Origin of the sequence: Pedobacter borealis DSM 19626 (assembly GCF_000708285.2) — a bacterium.
In the GTDB taxonomy this organism is placed as follows: domain Bacteria; phylum Bacteroidota; class Bacteroidia; order Sphingobacteriales; family Sphingobacteriaceae; genus Pedobacter; species Pedobacter borealis.
On the sequence record NZ_JAUG01000040.1, the window covers coordinates 15,849 to 34,575 of the forward strand.

The 18,727-nt window shown below is 37.7% G+C and carries 22 protein-coding genes; 15 read left to right on the forward strand and 7 right to left on the reverse strand.

From position 1 onward, the window contains the following. The first annotated feature begins 105 nt into the window (after positions 1 to 105). The 7 genes from AW17_RS12410 (at position 106) to AW17_RS12440 (ending at position 5,187) form a co-directional block, all read left to right on the forward strand. Positions 106 to 525, forward strand: coding sequence for a cobalamin B12-binding domain-containing protein (locus tag AW17_RS12410; RefSeq protein WP_029276829.1), 420 nt, complete (start codon positions 106 to 108; stop codon positions 523 to 525). Positions 526 to 528: 3 nt separating this feature from the next. Next, positions 529 to 1,308, forward strand: a complete 780-nt coding sequence (locus AW17_RS12415) for an enoyl-CoA hydratase/isomerase family protein (protein ID WP_029276831.1) — start codon at positions 529 to 531, stop codon at positions 1,306 to 1,308. Between the two features lie 151 nt (positions 1,309 to 1,459). Then, the gene (locus AW17_RS12420) at positions 1,460 to 2,878 is read left to right on the forward strand and encodes a sigma-54-dependent transcriptional regulator (RefSeq protein WP_029276833.1); all 1,419 of its coding nucleotides are present in this window, start codon (positions 1,460 to 1,462) and stop codon (positions 2,876 to 2,878) included. A gap of 65 nt (positions 2,879 to 2,943) precedes the next feature. Beyond that, positions 2,944 to 3,993 carry an AI-2E family transporter gene (locus AW17_RS12425; RefSeq protein WP_029276835.1) on the forward strand — a complete coding sequence of 350 codons (1,050 nt, stop codon included), beginning with the start codon at positions 2,944 to 2,946 and terminating at the stop codon, positions 3,991 to 3,993. Between the two features lie 73 nt (positions 3,994 to 4,066). Continuing rightward, entirely contained in the window at positions 4,067 to 4,333 is a 267-nt protein-coding gene (locus AW17_RS12430; RefSeq protein WP_029276837.1) for a YtxH domain-containing protein, read from the forward strand. A gap of 52 nt (positions 4,334 to 4,385) precedes the next feature. Then, positions 4,386 to 4,763: a hypothetical protein gene (locus AW17_RS12435; protein ID WP_029276839.1), complete on the forward strand. Its 378-nt coding sequence runs from the start codon at positions 4,386 to 4,388 to the stop codon at positions 4,761 to 4,763. Further along, a complete protein-coding gene (locus AW17_RS12440; protein WP_029276841.1) occupies positions 4,750 to 5,187 on the forward strand; it encodes a hypothetical protein in 438 nt (145 codons plus the stop codon). Before AW17_RS12435 ends, AW17_RS12440 begins: the two co-directional genes overlap by 14 nt. A 169-nt stretch (positions 5,188 to 5,356) precedes the next feature. Here AW17_RS12440 and aspS read toward each other — a convergent pair whose 3' ends face one another. From aspS to AW17_RS12455, 3 genes are all read right to left on the reverse strand, one after another. Further along, positions 5,357 to 7,102, reverse strand: coding sequence for an aspartate--tRNA ligase (aspS, locus tag AW17_RS12445; protein ID WP_029276843.1), 1,746 nt, complete (start codon positions 7,100 to 7,102; stop codon positions 5,357 to 5,359). Positions 7,103 to 7,203: 101 nt separating this feature from the next. Continuing rightward, the gene (locus tag AW17_RS12450; RefSeq protein ID WP_051691807.1) at positions 7,204 to 7,749 is read right to left on the reverse strand and encodes a DUF6882 domain-containing protein; all 546 of its coding nucleotides are present in this window, start codon (positions 7,747 to 7,749) and stop codon (positions 7,204 to 7,206) included. A 41-nt stretch (positions 7,750 to 7,790) separates the two neighbouring features. Then, on the reverse strand, positions 7,791 to 8,195 hold the full coding sequence (locus AW17_RS12455) for a hypothetical protein (RefSeq protein WP_029276847.1): 405 nt from the start codon (positions 8,193 to 8,195) through the stop codon (positions 7,791 to 7,793). A 587-nt stretch (positions 8,196 to 8,782) separates the two neighbouring features. Here AW17_RS12455 and AW17_RS12460 point away from each other — a divergent pair. The 5 genes from AW17_RS12460 (at position 8,783) to AW17_RS12480 (ending at position 12,735) form a co-directional block, all read left to right on the forward strand. Then, positions 8,783 to 9,292, forward strand: a complete 510-nt coding sequence (locus AW17_RS12460; protein WP_051691810.1) for an RNA polymerase sigma factor — start codon at positions 8,783 to 8,785, stop codon at positions 9,290 to 9,292. Continuing rightward, positions 9,285 to 9,812: a hypothetical protein gene (locus AW17_RS12465; RefSeq protein ID WP_029276851.1), complete on the forward strand. Its 528-nt coding sequence runs from the start codon at positions 9,285 to 9,287 to the stop codon at positions 9,810 to 9,812. Before AW17_RS12460 ends, AW17_RS12465 begins: the two co-directional genes overlap by 8 nt. 165 nt (positions 9,813 to 9,977) lie before the next feature. Continuing rightward, positions 9,978 to 11,267, forward strand: a complete 1,290-nt coding sequence (locus AW17_RS12470; RefSeq protein ID WP_245235057.1) for a hypothetical protein — start codon at positions 9,978 to 9,980, stop codon at positions 11,265 to 11,267. 68 nt (positions 11,268 to 11,335) lie between these two features. Further along, positions 11,336 to 11,881, forward strand: a complete 546-nt coding sequence (locus tag AW17_RS12475) for a TlpA family protein disulfide reductase (RefSeq protein WP_051691808.1) — start codon at positions 11,336 to 11,338, stop codon at positions 11,879 to 11,881. Between the two features lie 224 nt (positions 11,882 to 12,105). After that, on the forward strand, positions 12,106 to 12,735 hold the full coding sequence (locus tag AW17_RS12480; protein ID WP_029276857.1) for a Pr6Pr family membrane protein: 630 nt from the start codon (positions 12,106 to 12,108) through the stop codon (positions 12,733 to 12,735). On the opposite strand, the gene AW17_RS12485 is transcribed toward AW17_RS12480, so the two are convergent. Continuing rightward, a complete protein-coding gene (locus tag AW17_RS12485) occupies positions 12,732 to 13,622 on the reverse strand; it encodes a bestrophin family protein (protein WP_029276859.1) in 891 nt (296 codons plus the stop codon). The two genes, AW17_RS12480 and AW17_RS12485, sit on opposite strands and share 4 nt — an antisense overlap. Positions 13,623 to 13,773: 151 nt before the next feature. Between AW17_RS12485 and AW17_RS12490 the strand changes: the two genes are divergently transcribed. Further along, positions 13,774 to 15,297: an MFS transporter gene (locus AW17_RS12490; RefSeq protein ID WP_029276861.1), complete on the forward strand. Its 1,524-nt coding sequence runs from the start codon at positions 13,774 to 13,776 to the stop codon at positions 15,295 to 15,297. Between the two features lie 11 nt (positions 15,298 to 15,308). Then, complete coding sequence (locus AW17_RS12495; RefSeq protein WP_029276864.1) at positions 15,309 to 15,560, forward strand: DUF6814 family protein; 252 nt, start codon at positions 15,309 to 15,311, stop codon at positions 15,558 to 15,560. 28 nt (positions 15,561 to 15,588) lie between these two features. Here AW17_RS12495 and AW17_RS12500 read toward each other — a convergent pair whose 3' ends face one another. From AW17_RS12500 to AW17_RS25280, 3 genes are read right to left on the reverse strand one after another with little or no spacing between them, the layout of a single operon-like run. Then, a complete protein-coding gene (locus AW17_RS12500; protein ID WP_029276866.1) occupies positions 15,589 to 16,380 on the reverse strand; it encodes a rhamnogalacturonan acetylesterase in 792 nt (263 codons plus the stop codon). 4 nt (positions 16,381 to 16,384) lie between these two features. Further along, positions 16,385 to 16,975 (reverse strand): beta-xylosidase family glycoside hydrolase, encoded by a 591-nt coding sequence (locus AW17_RS25275; protein ID WP_029276868.1) that lies wholly within the window; start codon positions 16,973 to 16,975, stop codon positions 16,385 to 16,387. A gap of 47 nt (positions 16,976 to 17,022) precedes the next feature. Continuing rightward, positions 17,023 to 17,373, reverse strand: coding sequence for a family 43 glycosylhydrolase (locus AW17_RS25280; protein ID WP_029276870.1), 351 nt, complete (start codon positions 17,371 to 17,373; stop codon positions 17,023 to 17,025). 420 nt (positions 17,374 to 17,793) lie between these two features. On the opposite strand from AW17_RS25280, the gene AW17_RS12515 reads away from it, so the two are divergent. Then, positions 17,794 to 18,690: a pectinesterase family protein gene (locus tag AW17_RS12515; RefSeq protein WP_425339098.1), complete on the forward strand. Its 897-nt coding sequence runs from the start codon at positions 17,794 to 17,796 to the stop codon at positions 18,688 to 18,690. The last annotated feature ends 37 nt before the right edge of the window (positions 18,691 to 18,727 follow it).

Sequence of the window (18,727 nt, forward strand, 5' to 3'; positions counted from 1 at the left end):
CGAAAACCACGGCTATAAACAATGAACTATTAACCATTATCTGCCTTTCCCTATTTCTCAATTACCTAATAAAATCGATACATTTACGTCAACTTAATATGAATGATGAGCAAAGTATTAAATCGGCCTATCCGCGTTTTAGTAGCTAAAGTTGGATTAGATGGCCACGACAGAGGGGCCAAAGTAATCGCAACTTCCTTACGGGATGCAGGCATGGAAGTAATTTATACCGGCTTACGCCAAACACCAGAAATGGTGGTAAACACAGCGCTTCAGGAGGATGTTGATGTCATAGGGATTTCTATCCTATCGGGCGCACACATGACGGTTTTTCCAAAGATTATTCATTTTATGAAAGAAAAACAGTTAGATGATGTGTTATTAACCGGCGGAGGGATTATTCCGGAAGCTGATCGGTTAAAACTGGCAGATATGGGTGTTGGGGAGTTATTTCCTCCAGGTACAACAATGGCAAGTATTGTAGAATATATTCAGAATTGGGTTACAGAAAATAGAAATTTTTAAGCTATGGCATACCAGAATTTGATCTCAGAGATAAAAGGGAACATTTTATACGTTACCATTAACCGTGAAAAAGCGCTTAATGCCTTAAACAAAGATACTTTGGCTGAACTGGCAGATGTAATTGCTTTCGCGGGTAAAACCGATGAAGTAAGAGGTGTTATTTTAACCGGAGCAGGTGAAAAGGCCTTTGTTGCGGGAGCTGACATTAAAGAGTTTTCTGATTATAGTGGTAAACAGGGAGAAGATCTAGCAAAAAGTGGTCATGATCTGGTCTTTAATGCCATTGAGAATTCTTCAAAACCATTTATTGCAGCAATTAATGGTTTTGCTCTGGGCGGAGGATTGGAGCTTGCCATGGCCTGCCACGTACGCATCGCATCAGATCATGCGAAATTAGGTTTGCCTGAAGTTACTTTGGGTTTAATTCCGGGTTACGGCGGTACCCAGCGCCTTACACAATTGGTTGGAAAAGGTAAAGCAATAGAAATGATTACGACCGCAAATATGATTACTGCTTTGGATGCAGAAAAAATAGGTCTTGTAAATTATGTTGTTCCACAGTCTGATCTAATTAGCAAAGCTGAAGAGCTGCTGAATGTTATTAAGCAACGTGCACCGCTGGCTGTTTCGGCAGCAATAAAATCTGTAATTGCAGCTGTAAATAATAGCAATGGCTACGCTACCGAAATTGAAGAATTTGGCAAATGTTTCGAAACTGCCGATTTTAAAGAAGGCGTAGCTGCATTTGTTGAAAAGAGAAAAGCAAGTTTTTCTGGAAAGTAGTATGCTCGTGTAGTATTAATTTTATGTATGGTGTAACGAAAGTGTTGCGAAAATTTTTCAATGCAATTTTTTTTGAGTAATTATGTTAATTAATTATTAACTCCAATGTGCTTACCGCTACGTATGGGTTTTTATAATAACAACGCTACTCATGAAAAAGAAGATACTCATTGTTGACGATGAAATTAGCATCGGTTTATTGCTCTGCAAATTTTTAACTAAAAATGGATTTGAAGTTTCGAATGTAACAACAGGTAGAACGGTTTTACAAATTCTTGAAAAAGAGCGTTTCGATTTGGTATTATGCGATTATCGTTTGGATGATACAGATGGGAAAGAGATTTTAATCCACATTAAGGAAAATTATCCGGCAACCGGTGTGATTATTATTACAGGTTATTCGGATATTAAGCTTGCCGTAGAATTGATAAAACTAGGGGCTTACGATTATATTGTGAAACCGCTCTACCCGGATGAAATTTTAGATACCATAAATAAAGCCCTTGAAACGCAAGAGGATTTAAAATCACCTAAAAATTTTGAACGCGCTGGTCGTAATGTTATTTCCGATTTTCTAAATGGCCCGGAGTATATAAATGGGGAGAGCGATGCTTCAGTGCTTTTACTGAAACAAATCCAACTCATAGCAGGAACAGGGTACACGGTCATTTTAACGGGGAAAAGTGGGACAGGGAAAGAATGTGTTGCTAAAACCATTCACCAAAATAGTTCGCGTGGCAAAGAACCTTTCATCGCCATGGATTGTGGTTCTTTAACAAAAGAATTAGCTGCCAGTGAGTTTTTTGGACATGAGAAAGGGGCGTTTACCGGAGCAACCTTCACTAAAATCGGTCACTTTGAGCAAGCTAATGGCGGTACATTATTTCTTGATGAGATCGGTAATTTATCCTATGAGATCCAGGCAACTTTACTCAGGGCAGTTCAAGAACGGAAAATAAAGCGGATTGGAAGTACAAAGGAGATTGATCTGGATGTGCGGCTTATTATAGCTACAAATGAAAATTTAGTAGAAGGGATTCAAAAGGGTATATTCAGGGAAGATTTATATCACCGTTTTAATGAATTTTCTATACATGTTCCATCATTGAAACACCGGGATAATGATATCCTTATCTTTGCTGAACGTTTTCTGGCCGCAGTAAACAAAGAATTGAACAAAAAGATTAAAGGCTTTTCTGATGAAGCGATGAGATGTTTATTAGCATATAATTGGCCAGGTAATGTACGTGAGCTGAAGAATGTTGTCAGGCGGATTGCTTTATTAACCGATGGTGATTGGATAGAAACTCATGTTTTGCCATTGGAGCTTCGAATGACAGATTATCCTAAGACACAGCATGAAAAAAAAGCGCTTCCTTTGTCCCTAAAATTAAATGATGATAAGTCACTTAATTTGCGAAATACGGCTAAAGAAGCCGAATATACTGCTATTTTAGAAGTGCTAAAAGCGGTTAATTTCAACAAAACCAAGGCAGCAAAAATATTAAATATCGACAGAAAAACACTTTACAATAAAATCAAATTTATCGAGGTTGATGATGAGATATAAATTTTAAATTTAGAAAAACAAAATCAGCCATTTTAGCATTTAAAGAATACCCTTATTATCTAAATATGTCAGTATTTTCTTATAAGCAACGCAATAACATTAACCTGGTCATTATTATTGCGCTTGGGGTGTTAATTGCGTATTCTTTGCAAAGTATTTTTAGTGCTATTTTAAGTACTTTGGTGCTTTACACGATAATGCGGCCGGCGTATATCCATTTGGCAGAAAATAAGGGATGGAATAAAAGAGTAACGGCTATTTTCCTTATCACTATCAGTATCATACTCATTGTAATGCCTTTTTATGCATTAAGTAGTATGGTTATCAGTAAAATTTCGGAATTGAAGAACAATGAAGTGTTTTTCAGGAATCTGCTGGTTAAATTACAGCATCTTATTCCGGTTAAAATTAATCAGGATCTTATCCAGGAAGGATTAAACCGCTTGGGGAATTGGGCCACTCAGCTTTTTCCATCCTTAATATCGAGTGCAGTAAATATTATATTAAGTTTATTGGTGATGTACTTTTTACTCTACTTTATGTTAATAGAACGAAGAAAATTCGAATTTTCATTAATTAAATATGCACCTTTCAGAGAACAGAATGCACTTCGTTTTGGTGATGAAATGCGAAATACAACTTATGCAAATGTATTGGGACAAGGGCTGATCTGCCTCGTTCAAGGTTCGCTTTTGAGTCTTTCTTTTTATGTTTTGGGTTATAAAGACCCTGTATTTGGGGGGGTTATTACAGCATTTATTTCTTTTGTGCCCGTTTTGGGGCCACCGGTTGTTTTTGTTCCAGCTGCGATTTTGCAGATTGCGAACGGGAATAATTTTGCTGGCTGGGCTATGCTTATTTTTGGTTTTGTAGTCATTATTAACATCGATAATGTGCTAAGGTTTATTATTGCAAAAAAAGTTGGCAATATTCACCCCATAATTACAGTAATTGGCGTAATTATTGGTATCCCTTTATTTGGAATATTGGGCCTTGTTTTTGGCCCGCTACTGCTATCTTATTTTATATTGCTCGTTAAGATTTACGAAACCAGTACGCTTGCATCAGAAAGATTGGAAAGAATTAAAACAAATAATGAGCATACTGAGTTATAAATATAGCTTAACAATAAATAATGTAGTAGTTTTATATTGTACATAATTGTTAAACCCTTAAAATACATTAATTATGAATGATAACTCAAAAGTTGTAGTTGCGCTTTTAGCAGGATTAGCTGCTGGTGCGGCTCTAGGAATTTTATTCGCACCAGATAAAGGTGATGAAACCCGCGATAAATTAAGCCAATCTCTAAAAGACCTGGGCGATTCTATCAAAGATAAAGCTGCTGATGAAATTAACCACCTTGCCAGCTTAAAGGATAAAGTGGTAAGCTCGATCAAAACGAAACTAAGAAGCGTAGAAGGAGAATACAGCGACGACGTGGAGCACGCGTAATAAATAAATATTGCATAGCCGGGCAATTGCCCGGTTAAATATCATCTGAATTATGCAGGAAAATAAAGATAAAAGTATCGAAGATCTTGTAGACGATGCTAAAGGCTTTTTAGAGGCTAGGGCTGAATATACCAGACTTTATCTGGTAGAAAAAGTTTCTAAAGTTTTTGCCGATTTAGTAACCAGTACGGCAGTTATAGTTTGTTTTATATTGGCCTTTTTATTTGGCTCGGTAACTTTGGCACTTTATCTGTCTGGTCTTTTGGGTAGCTATGCCGGAGGCTTTGGCTGCGTTTCCTTGTTTTATATTCTATTGGCAATAATTGTTTATTTAACCAAGAATAAGTATATAGAGAAGGCAATTATTAATGTAGCCATTAGGAGATACTTTGATAAACTTGCAGATAAGGAGGAAGATGAAAAGGTATAAAGACATCCGTAACCTAGAAGACCTGCAGGCTAGAAAATTAGAACTTAAGGTTGAGTACACCCTTAAGCAGAATATGCTTAAATCGGATACGAAAGCTTATTTTAAACAATTTACCTTAGGCGCGCTGATAAAGCGGTATGCTACACCAAGTAACCTGTTTAAAGCCGATGAAAAATTAAATATTAGTGGAACCGCCATGTCGTTGCTTTTGCCGATGTTTATGAATAAAACCCTATTTAGAGGTGCTGGTTTTTTAACCAAAGCGGCTGTAGGTCTGGTTTCAGGAAAAATTGGTAAATCGCTTGATGCGGAACATTTATCTGCAATTTTTAATTCTGTGAAGAGCTGGTTTGGAAAAAAGAAAGAGAAACAAGAAAAGAAATTTGTAGACTACGGCATTCCGCCAGATAGTGAAACGTATTAGTTCAATGGTTTATTAGCGATTGGTTCATTCGTTAGCGAAGCGCAAATGACATCATTAAAAAGCCTCAGAATTTAGAATCCTGAGGCTTTCTTATGCGTTTCGTCACCCTGAATTTATTTCAGGGTCTCCTTAAAAAGATGCTGAAACAAGTTCAGCATGACGGATCTGCCTATAAATCTGTTTTAATCTTTAATTCTTTCAATTGCTTCTCGTCAATAGTGCTTGGACTATCGATCATTACATCTCTGCCCGAGTTGTTTTTAGGGAAAGCAATCACATCACGGATGGAATCCAAACCTGCAAAAATTGAGGTTAAACGATCGAAACCAAAGGCAATACCGCCATGTGGAGGGGCACCAAACTCGAAGGCATCCATTAAGAAACCAAATTGTTTTTGTGCTTCTTCTGCACTAAAACCTAAATGTTTAAACATTAAAGCCTGTAATGCGCTATCGTGAATACGGATCGATCCGCCACCAACTTCAGTCCCGTTGATTACCATATCGTAAGCATTGGCACGCACGTTTTTAGGATCGGTATCCAATAAGACAATATCTTCAGGTTTTGGCGAAGTGAAGGGGTGGTGCATGGCGTGGTAACGTTCTGTTTCCTCATCCCACTCTAAAAGCGGGAAATCCAATACCCAAAGGGCAGAGAATGTGTTTTTATCGCGTAAACCTAAGCGGTTACCCATTTCTAAACGAAGTTCATTTAACTGTTTACGTACTTTATCTGTTGAACCAGCTAAAATCAATAATAAATCGCCTTTTTCTGTTTCAAAAGCCTCGCTCCATTGTTTAAGGTCTTCTTCGTTAAAAAATTTATCTACTGAAGATTTAATGGTTCCATCTTCATTGTGACGGGCATAAATCAAGCCTGTAGCACCAATCTGCGGACGTTTGATAAAATCGGTTAATTCATCTAACTGCTTACGCGTATAATTTGCAGCGCCTTTTGCATTGATACCAACTACCAATTCTGCATTATCGAAAACCGGGAAACCCTTACCTTTTACCAGGTGGTTAAGCTCTACAAACTGCATCGCAAAACGGGTGTCAGGTTTATCAGAACCGTATAAACGCATGGCATCTGCATATTGCATACGCGGTACTTCCGGTAAGTCGTAATTGCGTACTTCTTTAAATAAAGTACGGATCAGACCTTCGAAAGTGTTTAATATATCTTCTTGTTCGATGAAAGACATTTCACAATCAATCTGGGTAAACTCAGGCTGACGGTCGGCTCTTAAATCTTCATCTCTAAAACATTTTACAATCTGGAAATAACGGTCGAAACCCGAAACCATCAGCAATTGTTTGAAGGTTTGCGGCGATTGAGGCAAAGCATAAAACTCGCCTTCGTTCATGCGGCTAGGCACCACGAAATCTCTTGCACCTTCTGGTGTAGATTTAATTAAAACAGGTGTTTCTACCTCGATAAAATCTAAAGCATCTAAATAACGGCGAACCGATTGTGCCATTTTATGACGCAAAACCAGGTTATTACGAACCGGATTACGGCGTAAATCCAAATAGCGGTATTTCATGCGCAACTCATCGCCACCATCAGTTTCGTCATCAATCATAAACGGAGGTAATTTTGCTGCATTTAAAATCTCTAATGCAGAAATTTTAATCTCCACATCACCAGTTGGCATTTTTGGGTTTTTATTGCTTCTTTCTACAACGGTACCAATTGCTTTAATTACAAATTCGCGACCTAATGAACGTGCTGCTTCGCAAAGTTCACGATTATCGTCCATGTTAAAAACCAACTGAGTAATGCCATAACGATCGCGGATGTCGATAAAAGTCATACCGCCTAAATCTCTTGATTTTTGTACCCAACCACATAGCGTAACACTTTCGCCTAAGTTATTTAGGTTTAATGCACCACAAGTTACTGTTCTTAACATATATTGTATTCTAAATTGAGCGGCAAAAATACCGATTTTGTTTTAAACTTTAGAGTAGAAGATTTTATGTTTTTTCTATCAAATGAAAACATCTAAAATTGCTATTTCTTTTTGAGTAAAGAATCTACGACAGTAATCTTTTTGAAAAGCATAAATGAAAACAACTTATTATCATGACTTGGAACACGATAAACACCTTTAGCTTTCAAAATATATGCTGAAATTGCAGCCATATCCCAACCATCAACAATGTCAGCAGACCATTTGGCTTTTAAGAGACTTTCGAATCCTCTCTTAATACCATAAGTTCTAATCGTTGTTATTTCTTTTTTTACATTTTCTTCTATGGAGGAGTTACCCCAAGCCCACAACCATGTATTTGATTTTAACGAAACAGATCCAACCTCCTCATAGTCAATAATAACTTTCTGTACCCCCTTATCGCTAAATATGAGTTTACCTGTTAGTTGGTCATAATCCCATCGTTCATATTTTCCAATTTTATATTTGTCTTGGCAATAGGCTTGCTGTTTTTTAAGATATGCGCATGAAATTTTTGAAAGTTCTTCGAATGAAACGGTATCTAACAATGTAATTTTTGTTGAAGACGACTTAGTATTGCATCCAGACAAGAACAGGGCAAGCATTACGATGTATAAACTTAATAATCTGATCATTTAAACAAGGACTAATACTTTTCTTCTAAAGTAATTTCAATAGCGATTACTTTCCACTCACCTTTAATATTTTTCCAATGGTAAATTTCTTCTGTCTGGATGGTTTGTTTTTTAGAAAAAATAAGCAGATTTGGCTTTAAAATGACTGATTTTCGGGCAATTTTTTCGGTAAAAACTTCGTTTTCAAAAGAAGATTTAATGCGGTAATAACTGGTATGTATTTCTTTAATATGGCCAAAATACTTTTTTAAATCGATTGTATAATCGCGTTTATTAAACGCTATACCTTCTGCAGGGGTATAAGTTAAACTATCATCAAACATGGCAGTGTAGGCCGTTATATCCTTACTTTCTAAAGCCTGATCTGCTTTTTTGTGTAATTCGTTTATTGCTGAAATGATTAAATCGGTTTCCATGGCATGAAGTTAATTGTTTGTTTCAGGGATTTCAAATTTATGATGATTAGCTAGCTGATTTTCCACAAATATCAAAATATGAAACGGCTTGTTTGCTACTGAGTATAATTATTTTTAGGTTTTGGAAATGAAAGGGCAGCATTTCATAGGTGCTGTAGCCCCGCCATTTGCTTTACTTCGTTGCACTACGTGTTCGCTGCTGTCGGGTTTAGTTAACAGTGTTTTGTTTTCCAAGCACCGGCCCAAGTAAAATAAACCCGATTGTCGGGAAGAGCTTCCGATCCTTCATCGGAACTCGTACCAGAAAGCGGGGCTGAAATTGCCAAAAGCGCAGAACCGCTCATTTCCCATTAATAATAAATGTTTTTCTTTTTAGGAAATGAAAGGGCAGTGCTTGCATGCCTGAAGTTGCTTCGTTCCTCAGCATGACAGCACATTAATTCTATCTTAATACTGTATTAACTTATTTTTAAACTTTTTTCTACCTTGATGCAACGTTTTAAAATCCCTTATGTCTTATAATCAGAATATTCGAAATTTTGGAAGCCGTATACATCGATAAGAACCTAGAGCTAGTAAAAAAATGCATGCAGGGCAGCCGCGCAGCACAGTTTGAATTGTACAAGCTGTATGCAAAGGCCATGTATAATGTGGCGCTGCGCATTTTAAATTACGAAGAAGAGGCAGAAGATGTTTTACAGGAAGCATTTTTGGATGCCTTTACCAGAATTGTAGATTTTAGGCAGGAAACCACTTTCGGACTTTGGTTAAAGCAGATCGTGATCAACAAATCCATCAATTATTTACGTAAACGTAAGATGGAGTTTGTAAGTACCGATGAGCTATCGGAAGTGCCTGATGAGGATAGTTTTGATGACAGTGAAGTACGGTTGCAAGCTGATGAGATTAGAACAGCCATTACCGAATTGCCAGATGGCTATAGAGTAGTATTGAGTTTATACCTTTTAGAGGGTTACGACCATGAGGAAATTGCACACATTTTAAAAATAAGTGAAAATACAAGCCGCACACAGTACATGAGGGCGAAAAAGAAGTTAAAAAGTATTTTAGAACAGAAAGGGATGAGAGATGAATAATAGATTAGAAACCTTTGTAAAGGAGAACCGTAAAGCTTTCGATGTAATGGAGCCATCGGCAGGACTTTGGGCAAAGATTGAACAGGAATTAGACAACAAAAAGAAAAAAAAGCCGGTAAAGCTGTATTTATGGATGAGTGCAGCAGCAGCTATCGCGGTGGTTTTCGGTTTAGCCTGGTTATACGTAGGAAAATTACAAAACAAAGATTTAGAAATAGCCGACGTTAGCGCTTCATATGCCAAAAAAGAAGTCCACTTCGCAGGTTTAATTACCGAAAAAAGAGATAGTTTGGCCATTTTCGCCGCTGCAAATCCAGAGTTGTATAAAAAATTTACCGCCGATCTGAAAAAGCTTGATGAAGATTACGAAAGATTAAAAGCAGAACTGCCAACCTCGCCCAACCAAACTTTTGTGGTAAAGGCCATGGTTAAAAACCGCGAAATACAACTGCAGTTATTAAAACAACAATTATTAATTATTAACCAGGTTGATGATTACAAAAGGGTTAACCAGATTTAATTTAAGAGAAATTAACGCCTAAAGTAGAAAGCGTAATAAATAGTAGTCAATCAGTCTTGATACCTGATTCAACATAATGATACAAATTAGGGAACGCTCACCACATTAAATTGCTTATTGCCAGCCGGCAGGTTTTAAGCCATTAAATGTTTAACAATTAACAACATGAAAACAATAAAAATATTTTTAGCCTTTATGGCTTTAATTGCCGTAAAAATTAATGCGCAAGAAGTTGCGGTAAATAGTCCATCAGAGCAGGTAATTGTCGAAAGTGCAGCGAAATCTTCAACACTGGCGATGGTCGTAAATCACGTAACATACAATCAATCAGGGAGTGATGCCGAACGTTCTAAATCTTTTAGCAAGAGTTTTGGTGTAGACAATAACGACAAAATTAATTTAAACAATCAATACGGATCGATCACCATTAAAACCTGGGATAAAAAAGAAGTACGCGTTGATGTAGATATTAAAGCTTACAGCAGTTCGGACAATGATGCGCAAAAACTGATTGATGGGATAAGTATTGATGCGAATAAAAACGGTGATGTAGTTACTTTCAGAACGAACATGGGCGATAGAAACGGACGTTATGGCCGTGGGATGAAGAATGGTGTAACCACCTGGCGGAGGGAAGTGAAAGTACACTACGTGGTGTATATGCCAGCCGTAAACCCATTAACGGTTTCACAAGAATATGGCAACGTAGAATTGGGTAATTTTTCTGGCCCAACTTCTTTAAAGGTAGAATATGGCAATCTGGTTGCTGGCAATTTAAGCAACGTAAATAACTACATCAATGTTCAATATGGTAAATGCGATATTCAGGATCTGAATGCTGCAGTGGTAAAACATGAATATAATGGCCCGGTAACCATTGGTGCTGTGGGCACTTTACAACTTGATGCCGAGTATGTTGCGGTAAACATCAACACCATCAGGAGATCAGCCGATATTAAGGTAGAATATGGTAAAGGTTTAACCATCGGCACTATTGGCGGCAATCTGCTTTTAAATGCAGAATATGCCAAAGTAAACATCAACACGGTTAAAGGTAATACGGTTGTTAAACAAGCTTATGGCGATTTAAATATTGCATCAGCTGGTAAAATTGCAGTAAATGCAGAATATTCTAACGTTACTTTGGGTGCGTTAAATGGTGATGCCAACATCAACATGGATTACAACCGCCTTAGCGTAAACGAAATTACTCCAGCTTGTAAAAACTTCAGCTTTGGTGGTGAATATGTAAGCGTTGGATTGGGCTTTGCCGACCGTTATAATGCCAATTTTAATGTTTCTACTTCGTATGCCGGCTTTAAATATGGCTCAAACGTAACATCAAACCTGGTAAGTAAAGATGATGAAACCAAAAAATATACTGGTAAAATTGGTAGTGGTGGTGCTGCAAACGTTTCCATTAAAACAGAATACGGTTCCGTTACCTTTAAATAAAATTTTCTAAACCAAACAAATCTTGAAGTCCTGCCAAATTGGTAGGACTTTTTTTATATTTAGCGCTGATGAAAATTTACCTTATTCTCCTTTTTTCTGTTTTTTCTTTCACAGCATTGGCTCAAAATGTTCCCGTTAAATGGGCCACGCAGGAAACTTTCTTCGAAGATTTAATAGGTAAAGATTTACCCGCTTTTAATGGTTTAAGCATCAATAAAAAGCCGTTCTCCAATACCGGTTTAAAAAATCAGGTAGTGGTAATTAACTTTTGGTTCGAAAAATGCCCGCCCTGTATAGCCGAAATGCCTGAATTAAATAATTTAGTGGCTAAATATGGCAAAAAAGCGGTAAGGTTTATCGGGATTACCCATGATAGCCCGGCCAGTGCCAGGCGATTTCAGAAACGGAACGGTTACAAATACGAAATTGTATCATTAAGCAAAGATGAGATCCGAAAACTGAATATTAATCACGGCTTTCCGTCAAATGTTTTGGTAGGAAAAGATGGAAAGATTATTTATGCTACTGCTAATATTTCCTTTTCTGACCCACAGTTTAAAGCTAAATCGGTACTTTTTGAGGAGAAGTTAAAGGCTGAATTAGGAACGAAATAGAAGATAAATTGGAATTAACCACCCGATGGAATAAAGGACATAGACCATAGATGAGGTTTAAACACCATTTCTGTCATTCTGAGCGCAGCGAAGAATCTTTAGGTTGATCTTCACATTGTAAAGCATAATGAAATGTTTTCATCATGCTCAAACAGAAACCGCATTTTATTAGAAATGCTTAACTTAGTTTTTAAGCTCAGCATTTTTATCCCTAAGCTACGCCTATGAAATCATCTATTAATGCCAAAATATATGTGGCCATTGCAGCACTTATCATTTGGTTTTCTATTTGCCTACAATTTTCGGTAAGTCTAAAACTGGCAGATTATAATTACACCAATACCATTAAAGAGTTTTTTTCTTATTTTACGGTAACCACAAATATTATTGTTGCGGTATGTTTTACAACGCTATGGCTTTTTAGAAAAAGTGTACTGGGTAATTTCTTCGCAAAACCTACTACTTTAACAGCTATAACAGTTTATATTGTGGTAGTAGGTCTAATTTACAATATCACCCTGCGTGGTTTGGCATCGCCTGTAGGTTGGGCCAGGTTGGCCGATGAGCTTTTGCATGTGGTAAGCCCTTTGATCTTTTTATTTTTCTGGATTTTCTTCGTTAAAAAATCAACATTGCAATACAGGCAGGCCATAACCTGGTTGGCTTATCCATTGCTTTATGTGGTATTTACTGTGGTTAGGGGTTATCTGATTAATAAATACCCATATCCATTTATCGATGTCGTACAGCTGGGTTATCCAAAAGCTATTCTGAATGCGATTGTAATCCTGTTTATCTTCTGGCTTTTATCTCTTTTGTTCATATTTATAGGGAAGAAAACAGTTAAAGCTTAAAGGATATATTCGTCATTAATCGGTTTAACAGGTTCCGGGATCTCGTCTTCTTCGAGCATCTGCAAAAGATTAATCTCTATCGTTCTCGTAATCTGGTTAAGCGGAACACCTGCCGAATTGTTCTCGAAAGGATTAACCAGGCTCATTCCATTAATCTGTGTAGATACAAATACGAAACCTATTAACCAGCCCAAAAATATGGCTGCCGGCCCTGCATCCTGACTGATTACCAGGGTAAATGTTACCACAAATAACCAGATAAACACTTTAGTTAAATAGGTATAAGTGGTAGGGAATATGGTGTTTTTAATGCGTTCGCTCATACCCATTGAATCAGAGAACCGGGTTAACATCTCGTTAATTTCGATAAAGCGAAAACCATCAATGGCATTGGCTTTTGATAATTTCTGTAAATCTCTCGATTGTATATTTAAAATCGCATTATGCGCATTGTTATGTTTTTTTATTTCTTTTAAATCTGCTTCAGATAAATATTTGGTGTAAATTTCGTCTACGGTTCCCCTCAAACTTGCCTTTAAAGCATATAAAAACGCAATGTGCCTGCAAATCATCCGTTTTACGCTTTCCTCATCCTCATCAACATAATTGATCAATGCCCTTGCAAAAGAGCGGGAATCGTTTACTAAAGCACCCCATATTTTTCGGGCTTCCCACCACCTATCGTAAGCCTGGTTATTGTTAAAACCGATAAAAAAGGCGATAGCTGTACCTAAAACCGTTGGAATAATGGATGGAATGGAGAAATGATGCGCAATTAAATACTCGCGTACAAAGTAAGCCGCAGTACAAGAGGCAATCATGATCAGATCAACGTGCCACGTATTTCTTAAAATTCTACTTAACCTGATGTTTTGTATTAAAAGCATATAATCTGAATGGGAAATAAATTCGTTACGGATGAAAATACAAAACTAAAGCCAAAATGTTTGGTAATGTAACAAATTAAATGACAGACAGTGCAGGTTGCCGATTGCCATGCAAATGTTTATCTTGGGAAACCAAATATTCTTATTTCTTATGAGCGACACTTTACCCAAGAACAATATTTTTAAAGTAATCGGTGCATCATCGTTAGGCACGCTGATTGAGTGGTATGATTTTTACATTTTTGGTAGCCTTGCAGTTATCATTGGCCATCAATTGTTTCCAGAAGATGCAGGGGCATCCGCCCTGATCAACACTTTGGCAATTTTCGCGGCAGGTTTTATTGTTCGTCCCTTTGGTGCATTGGTTTTTGGCAGACTTGGCGATTTAATCGGCAGAAAATATACTTTTTTGCTCACGTTGGTGCTGATGGGTGGATCGACATTTTTTATCGGCTTAATCCCATCGTACAAAAGCATTGGTTATGCCGCACCAATTTTGGTTTTAATACTAAGGTTGATTCAAGGATTAGCCCTTGGCGGAGAGTATGGTGGAGCTGCAACTTATGTTGCAGAGCACGCACCCAAAGATAAACGGGGCTTTTTTACCAGCTGGATTCAAACTACGGCAACCTTAGGACTGTTCCTTTCATTAGGGATTATCGTAATCACAAAAAACATTTTAGGCGCTGAAACTTTTGGCGATTGGGGCTGGAGAATTCCTTTCCTGCTATCCATTGTGCTCGTTGTAGTGTCGATTTATATTCGCATGAAAATGCACGAATCGCCAATGTTTTCTAAGTTGAAAGCTGAAGGAAATATCTCAAAAAACCCTTTAAAAGAAAGTTTTAATAACAAAGCGAATTTTAAAATGGTACTTCTGGCTTTATTTGGTGCTACCATGGGGCAAGGGGTAATCTGGTATACAGGTCAATTTTATGCACAATCATTTTTAGAGAATACCTGTAAATTAGATTTTAACGACTCGAGGTATATTTTACTTTGGGGAATCGCTTTTGCCACGCCATTTTTTGTGGTTTTTGGTGCCTGGAGTGATAAGGTTGGCCGGAAATGGATTATGCTAAGCGGTATGCTTTTGGGTATTCTTTTCTATCGCCCAATCTATCAAATGTTTTTGGATGATACCGATTATACAAAAATTGAACAGACTGATATTTTATCTGCCAGCACAGCTCCTGTAACATCTGTTTTAATTGCGAATTCAACTGATAGCTTGCGAACGGTTTCTACTAAAATAATGCTTAAAAATGGTGCATCCTTTAATAAGGTGCAAACCGATACGGTTTCTGCAACCAAAGGGATTCTCTTAGGCAAAGAAGTAATAAAAGATAAAGTTTTGCCTACGCCAATATTCTGGAAATTTGTCGGTTTAATCTTCTTCCAGATTTTGCTGGTAACGATGGTTTACGGGCCAATTGCGGCATTCCTTGTCGAACTATTCCCTACTAAAATCAGGTACACCTCTATGTCTTTGCCTTATCATATCGGTAACGGCGTTTTTGGTGGGCTTGTACCATTTATTGCAACGCTAATTGCAAGCTTTTCTGGTTCTACGCCATTATCAGGCCTATGGTATCCGATAGGTATAGCGGCATTGAGCCTGGTTATTGGCACAATTTATTTATCGAATAAAAGAGACGAAAATATTAACGACTAGATACGAAGAAGATGAATACGTTAAAGAAATTTTTAGGCTTGGTTTGGATGGTTTTAGGGCCATTAACAATGACATTTTTGTTTATCCAAGCGATAGATAAAGTGGGCTTGACCCATTCAGATATCGAACGTACCAATACCATATTGCAATGGGCAATTATCCTGTTTATTTTTCTTCCAATCAGTTTGGGGTTGATGATATTTGGCTTTTATGCCTGGAAAGGAGAGTATGATCACTTGCCGGAAAGTTCGGAGGAGTTGTAATTTATAGGCTGTTAGGTAATATCTTTCCTTAATTCGTCTTGCGGTTGATGTTTTTTAATTCATTGTAAACCAACTGCGCAACTGCTTTGGCTCCTTCTGGTTGGAAGTGGGTATTATCTTTTTGCCCTTTTGGATAAGCCTCGTATTTGGCTGAGTCTAAATTCATAAAGTAATGTTTGCTTACAAATTCACTGCCTTTTGTTGTGAAAAAACTCGCTGAAAGTGAGGTTAGATCTATAAAGGGCGCATTTAATTCTTTGGCTACATCTTTCACTGCTTGTGGGTATTCGCCATGCGCACTACCCAGTTTACCATCTTTCCAGGGGTAATTGCGGGTAACTGGTGTGATCAGGATCGGTATAGCACCTTTAGCCCTTGTTTCTTTAACGTACATCCTTAAAAAATCTTTATAGCCCGGAATATCAACATAACGTTCAGGTTTATCTTTAGCGGCATCATTGTGCCCAAACTGGATCAATACCAGGTCGTTCTTTTCCAGGGTTGATAAAACTTCTTTCCACCTTCCCTCTTCAAAAAAAGTTCTGGTACTTCTTCCCCCTTTTGCTTTATCAATAACCAAAGCGCTGTCGCTTTTAATCAGCCTGTTTAATTTTGTTAAGCTGTCTTTTCTTAAGAATTGTTGAAAAACCTGTCCCCAGCCTGTAATGGGATACTTTTTCTGCAGATAACCTTCATCTAAAGTATAATCGGCCACGGTAGAATCGCCGATTAAATAAAACTTAACAGGTTTGGGTTTTACAATGAAAGACATCAGTAAAACGGTGCAAAGGGCTGCGATAAGGTATTTATGTTCTTTCATCTTGTTATTTTAATGCTTGTACACGGAACCAGTCGTATTCTGCAATTCCTGAATCATTGGTTTGGGTATCTCTGGTGGCAAATATTCCCATTTTTGCGCCGATCCATTGGCCTGCGGTGGCCTGGAACTCATCTCCCACATCCGTAAAACGAGTTCCATCTTCACTGTAACTAAACTGGCATTTTGCACCATTAGTAACTTTAACCCTGAAATATACCGAGCCCGATTTTAGTTTGGTAATTTCCTTTTCATTTTCGGTTTTTCCCTTGTCGGCACTTTGGTAAACACCGTACATCAGGTATAACCCGTCTTTTTTGCTTTTAATGCTAATCTGCGCATAAGTTCTCCCCATTACTACCAAACCTGTTTTTTCGTTTTCCAATTTTGGGTTAGGTTTAAATAAGAGTTTTGTTGTTGCCATAAATTCATCAGCTGGAAATTTCTGCATCAATAGGTTCGGAACATCCCAAAGGTTTTTGGCATCATCAGGAATTTTCGAAGTGTATAACTTTAATAAACCCCTGCCTGCATCAGTAAATAACCAGGTTGGTTGCGGATTGGCCTGCCATTGCCATTGTAAGCCTAGTTTTGGCATGGTAAATTCATCACTTTCTTCAGGTGTTTCTACCGGATATGTTTTGCCTACATTTGGTTTTTTATAGGTGATAACCGGTTCGCCTTTACCATCGCCATCTCAAATGGAGGCTGGCGTTTTAAGGCATGGCCGATTATTTTCCAATTGACCAAATCTCTCGAATGCAGGATCGGCAAGCCTGGGATGGCATCAAAACTGGAGGCGATCATATAAAAATCATCTCCCACCCGGATAGCGTCAGGATCAGAATAATCGGCGTTGATAACCGGGTTTTTATAGGTTCCGTTACCTAGGTCAGAAACCCAAACTTTAGATATGTACCCACTTTTTGGAGCGGGTTGGGCAAAGGTATTTATGCTAAAGCTTAAAACAAGGATTAAACTAAATAGATGTTTCATTATACAATGATGTTTTTAATATTTGGTTAGTTATTTATTTAGCGTTACGTCATTCCCGCGCAGGCGGGAATCTTAATGCGGCTTGTGATTGGCATTAAGATTCCCAATCAGGTTGGGAATGACGATGCGTATATTTTATCAAATTAGCCTACTAACAAGGTTAAGTCTTTTTTTATTTTTAGGCAAGTTGTTATTGTGCAATCGTTCCCGACATCGTTTGCAATGTTTAATCTCTAAAAAACTTCTTTCTGATGGATATTAATGTTTAAAATTGTTCATCATATATTTTAAAAACACGGCTGCGTTACAAAGTTTATACTTTTACGTGGCCGATTTTAATTTAAGCCTAACCGAATTGATATAAAAGCAATCATCCTATTTTTACTGATAACCGTTTCATCAGTAGTTTATGCCTTAGATGTGAAGCCAGATTTTGTAGTAGCTGCCGATGGAAGTGGAAACTTTAAAACGGTACAGGAAGCGATACATGCTGTGCCTGATTTCAGGAACAAAATAACCGTAATATTTATCAAAAAAGGCATTTACAAAGAAAAATTAATCTTGGCGGCATCTAAAAAGAATGTGAAATTTATTGGGGAGAGCCTAAAGGAAACCATTTTAACTTATGATGACTACGCCCAGAAGAAGAATGCCTTTGGCGAAGAAAAAGGCACTTCGGGTTCTTCCAGCTTTTATATTTACGGCGAAGGCTTTTCTGCGGAAAACATCACCTTCGAAAATTCATCTGGCCCGGTGGGGCAAGCCGTTGCAGTTTGGGCAGGCGGTGATAAATTAATTTTTACCAACTGCAGGTTTTTAGATTTTCAGGATACACTTTATACCTACGGAGGCAACAACCGCCAATATTATAAAAACTGTTACATCGAAGGAACGGTCGATTTTATTTTCGGCGCTTCTACAGCCTGGTTTGAAAGCTGCACCATTTTCTGCAAAAAGGCGGGTTATATCACCGCGGCATCAACTGCTGATACTACAAAATTTGGTTATGTATTTAATAAATGCAAAATCAAAGGAGATGCACCAGCCAATAGTTTTTACCTGGGTAGACCATGGAGGCCTTATGCAAAGGTTGCCTATCTCAACTGCGAACTGCCAGATTTTATCCGCCCAGAAGGTTGGAACAATTGGGGTAAAGAGAGCAACGAGAAAACGGCCTATTATGCTGAATATAAAAGTACGGGAAAAGGTGCCGACCCGAAAAGCAGGGCAAATTGGTCGCACCAATTAACAGAAGAGGAGTATAAGTCCTACATTTTGGAAAACGTTTTCCGTGGGTGGAATCCGGAGACGAAATAAGTTGGTTAAATAGTTGATATACAGATATTAGCGAGCT

Excerpts from the sequence above, each read along its gene's own strand:
- AW17_RS12485 (WP_029276859.1), bottom strand. The coding sequence starts at position 13,622 with ATGCTTTTAATACAAAACATCAGGTTAAGTAGAATTTTAAGAAATACG.
- AW17_RS12435 (WP_029276839.1), top strand. The coding sequence starts at position 4,386 with ATGCAGGAAAATAAAGATAAAAGTATCGAAGATCTTGTAGACGATGCT.
- AW17_RS12410 (WP_029276829.1), top strand. The coding sequence starts at position 106 with ATGAGCAAAGTATTAAATCGGCCTATCCGCGTTTTAGTAGCTAAAGTT.
- AW17_RS12465 (WP_029276851.1), top strand. The coding sequence starts at position 9,285 with ATGAATAATAGATTAGAAACCTTTGTAAAGGAGAACCGTAAAGCTTTC.
- aspS (WP_029276843.1), bottom strand. The coding sequence starts at position 7,102 with ATGTTAAGAACAGTAACTTGTGGTGCATTAAACCTAAATAACTTAGGC.
- AW17_RS12430 (WP_029276837.1), top strand. The coding sequence starts at position 4,067 with ATGAATGATAACTCAAAAGTTGTAGTTGCGCTTTTAGCAGGATTAGCT.
- AW17_RS12460 (WP_051691810.1), top strand. The coding sequence starts at position 8,783 with ATGCAGGGCAGCCGCGCAGCACAGTTTGAATTGTACAAGCTGTATGCA.
- AW17_RS12495 (WP_029276864.1), top strand. The coding sequence starts at position 15,309 with ATGAATACGTTAAAGAAATTTTTAGGCTTGGTTTGGATGGTTTTAGGG.
- AW17_RS12415 (WP_029276831.1), top strand. The coding sequence starts at position 529 with ATGGCATACCAGAATTTGATCTCAGAGATAAAAGGGAACATTTTATAC.
- AW17_RS12500 (WP_029276866.1), bottom strand. The coding sequence starts at position 16,380 with ATGAAAGAACATAAATACCTTATCGCAGCCCTTTGCACCGTTTTACTG.
- AW17_RS12425 (WP_029276835.1), top strand. The coding sequence starts at position 2,944 with ATGTCAGTATTTTCTTATAAGCAACGCAATAACATTAACCTGGTCATT.
- AW17_RS12440 (WP_029276841.1), top strand. The coding sequence starts at position 4,750 with ATGAAAAGGTATAAAGACATCCGTAACCTAGAAGACCTGCAGGCTAGA.
- AW17_RS12480 (WP_029276857.1), top strand. The coding sequence starts at position 12,106 with ATGAAATCATCTATTAATGCCAAAATATATGTGGCCATTGCAGCACTT.
- AW17_RS12490 (WP_029276861.1), top strand. The coding sequence starts at position 13,774 with ATGAGCGACACTTTACCCAAGAACAATATTTTTAAAGTAATCGGTGCA.
- AW17_RS12455 (WP_029276847.1), bottom strand. The coding sequence starts at position 8,195 with ATGGAAACCGATTTAATCATTTCAGCAATAAACGAATTACACAAAAAA.
- AW17_RS25280 (WP_029276870.1), bottom strand. The coding sequence starts at position 17,373 with ATGAAACATCTATTTAGTTTAATCCTTGTTTTAAGCTTTAGCATAAAT.
- AW17_RS12475 (WP_051691808.1), top strand. The coding sequence starts at position 11,336 with ATGAAAATTTACCTTATTCTCCTTTTTTCTGTTTTTTCTTTCACAGCA.
- AW17_RS12450 (WP_051691807.1), bottom strand. The coding sequence starts at position 7,749 with ATGCTTGCCCTGTTCTTGTCTGGATGCAATACTAAGTCGTCTTCAACA.
- AW17_RS12420 (WP_029276833.1), top strand. The coding sequence starts at position 1,460 with ATGAAAAAGAAGATACTCATTGTTGACGATGAAATTAGCATCGGTTTA.
- AW17_RS25275 (WP_029276868.1), bottom strand. The coding sequence starts at position 16,975 with ATGCCAAAACTAGGCTTACAATGGCAATGGCAGGCCAATCCGCAACCA.
- AW17_RS12470 (WP_245235057.1), top strand. The coding sequence starts at position 9,978 with ATGAAAACAATAAAAATATTTTTAGCCTTTATGGCTTTAATTGCCGTA.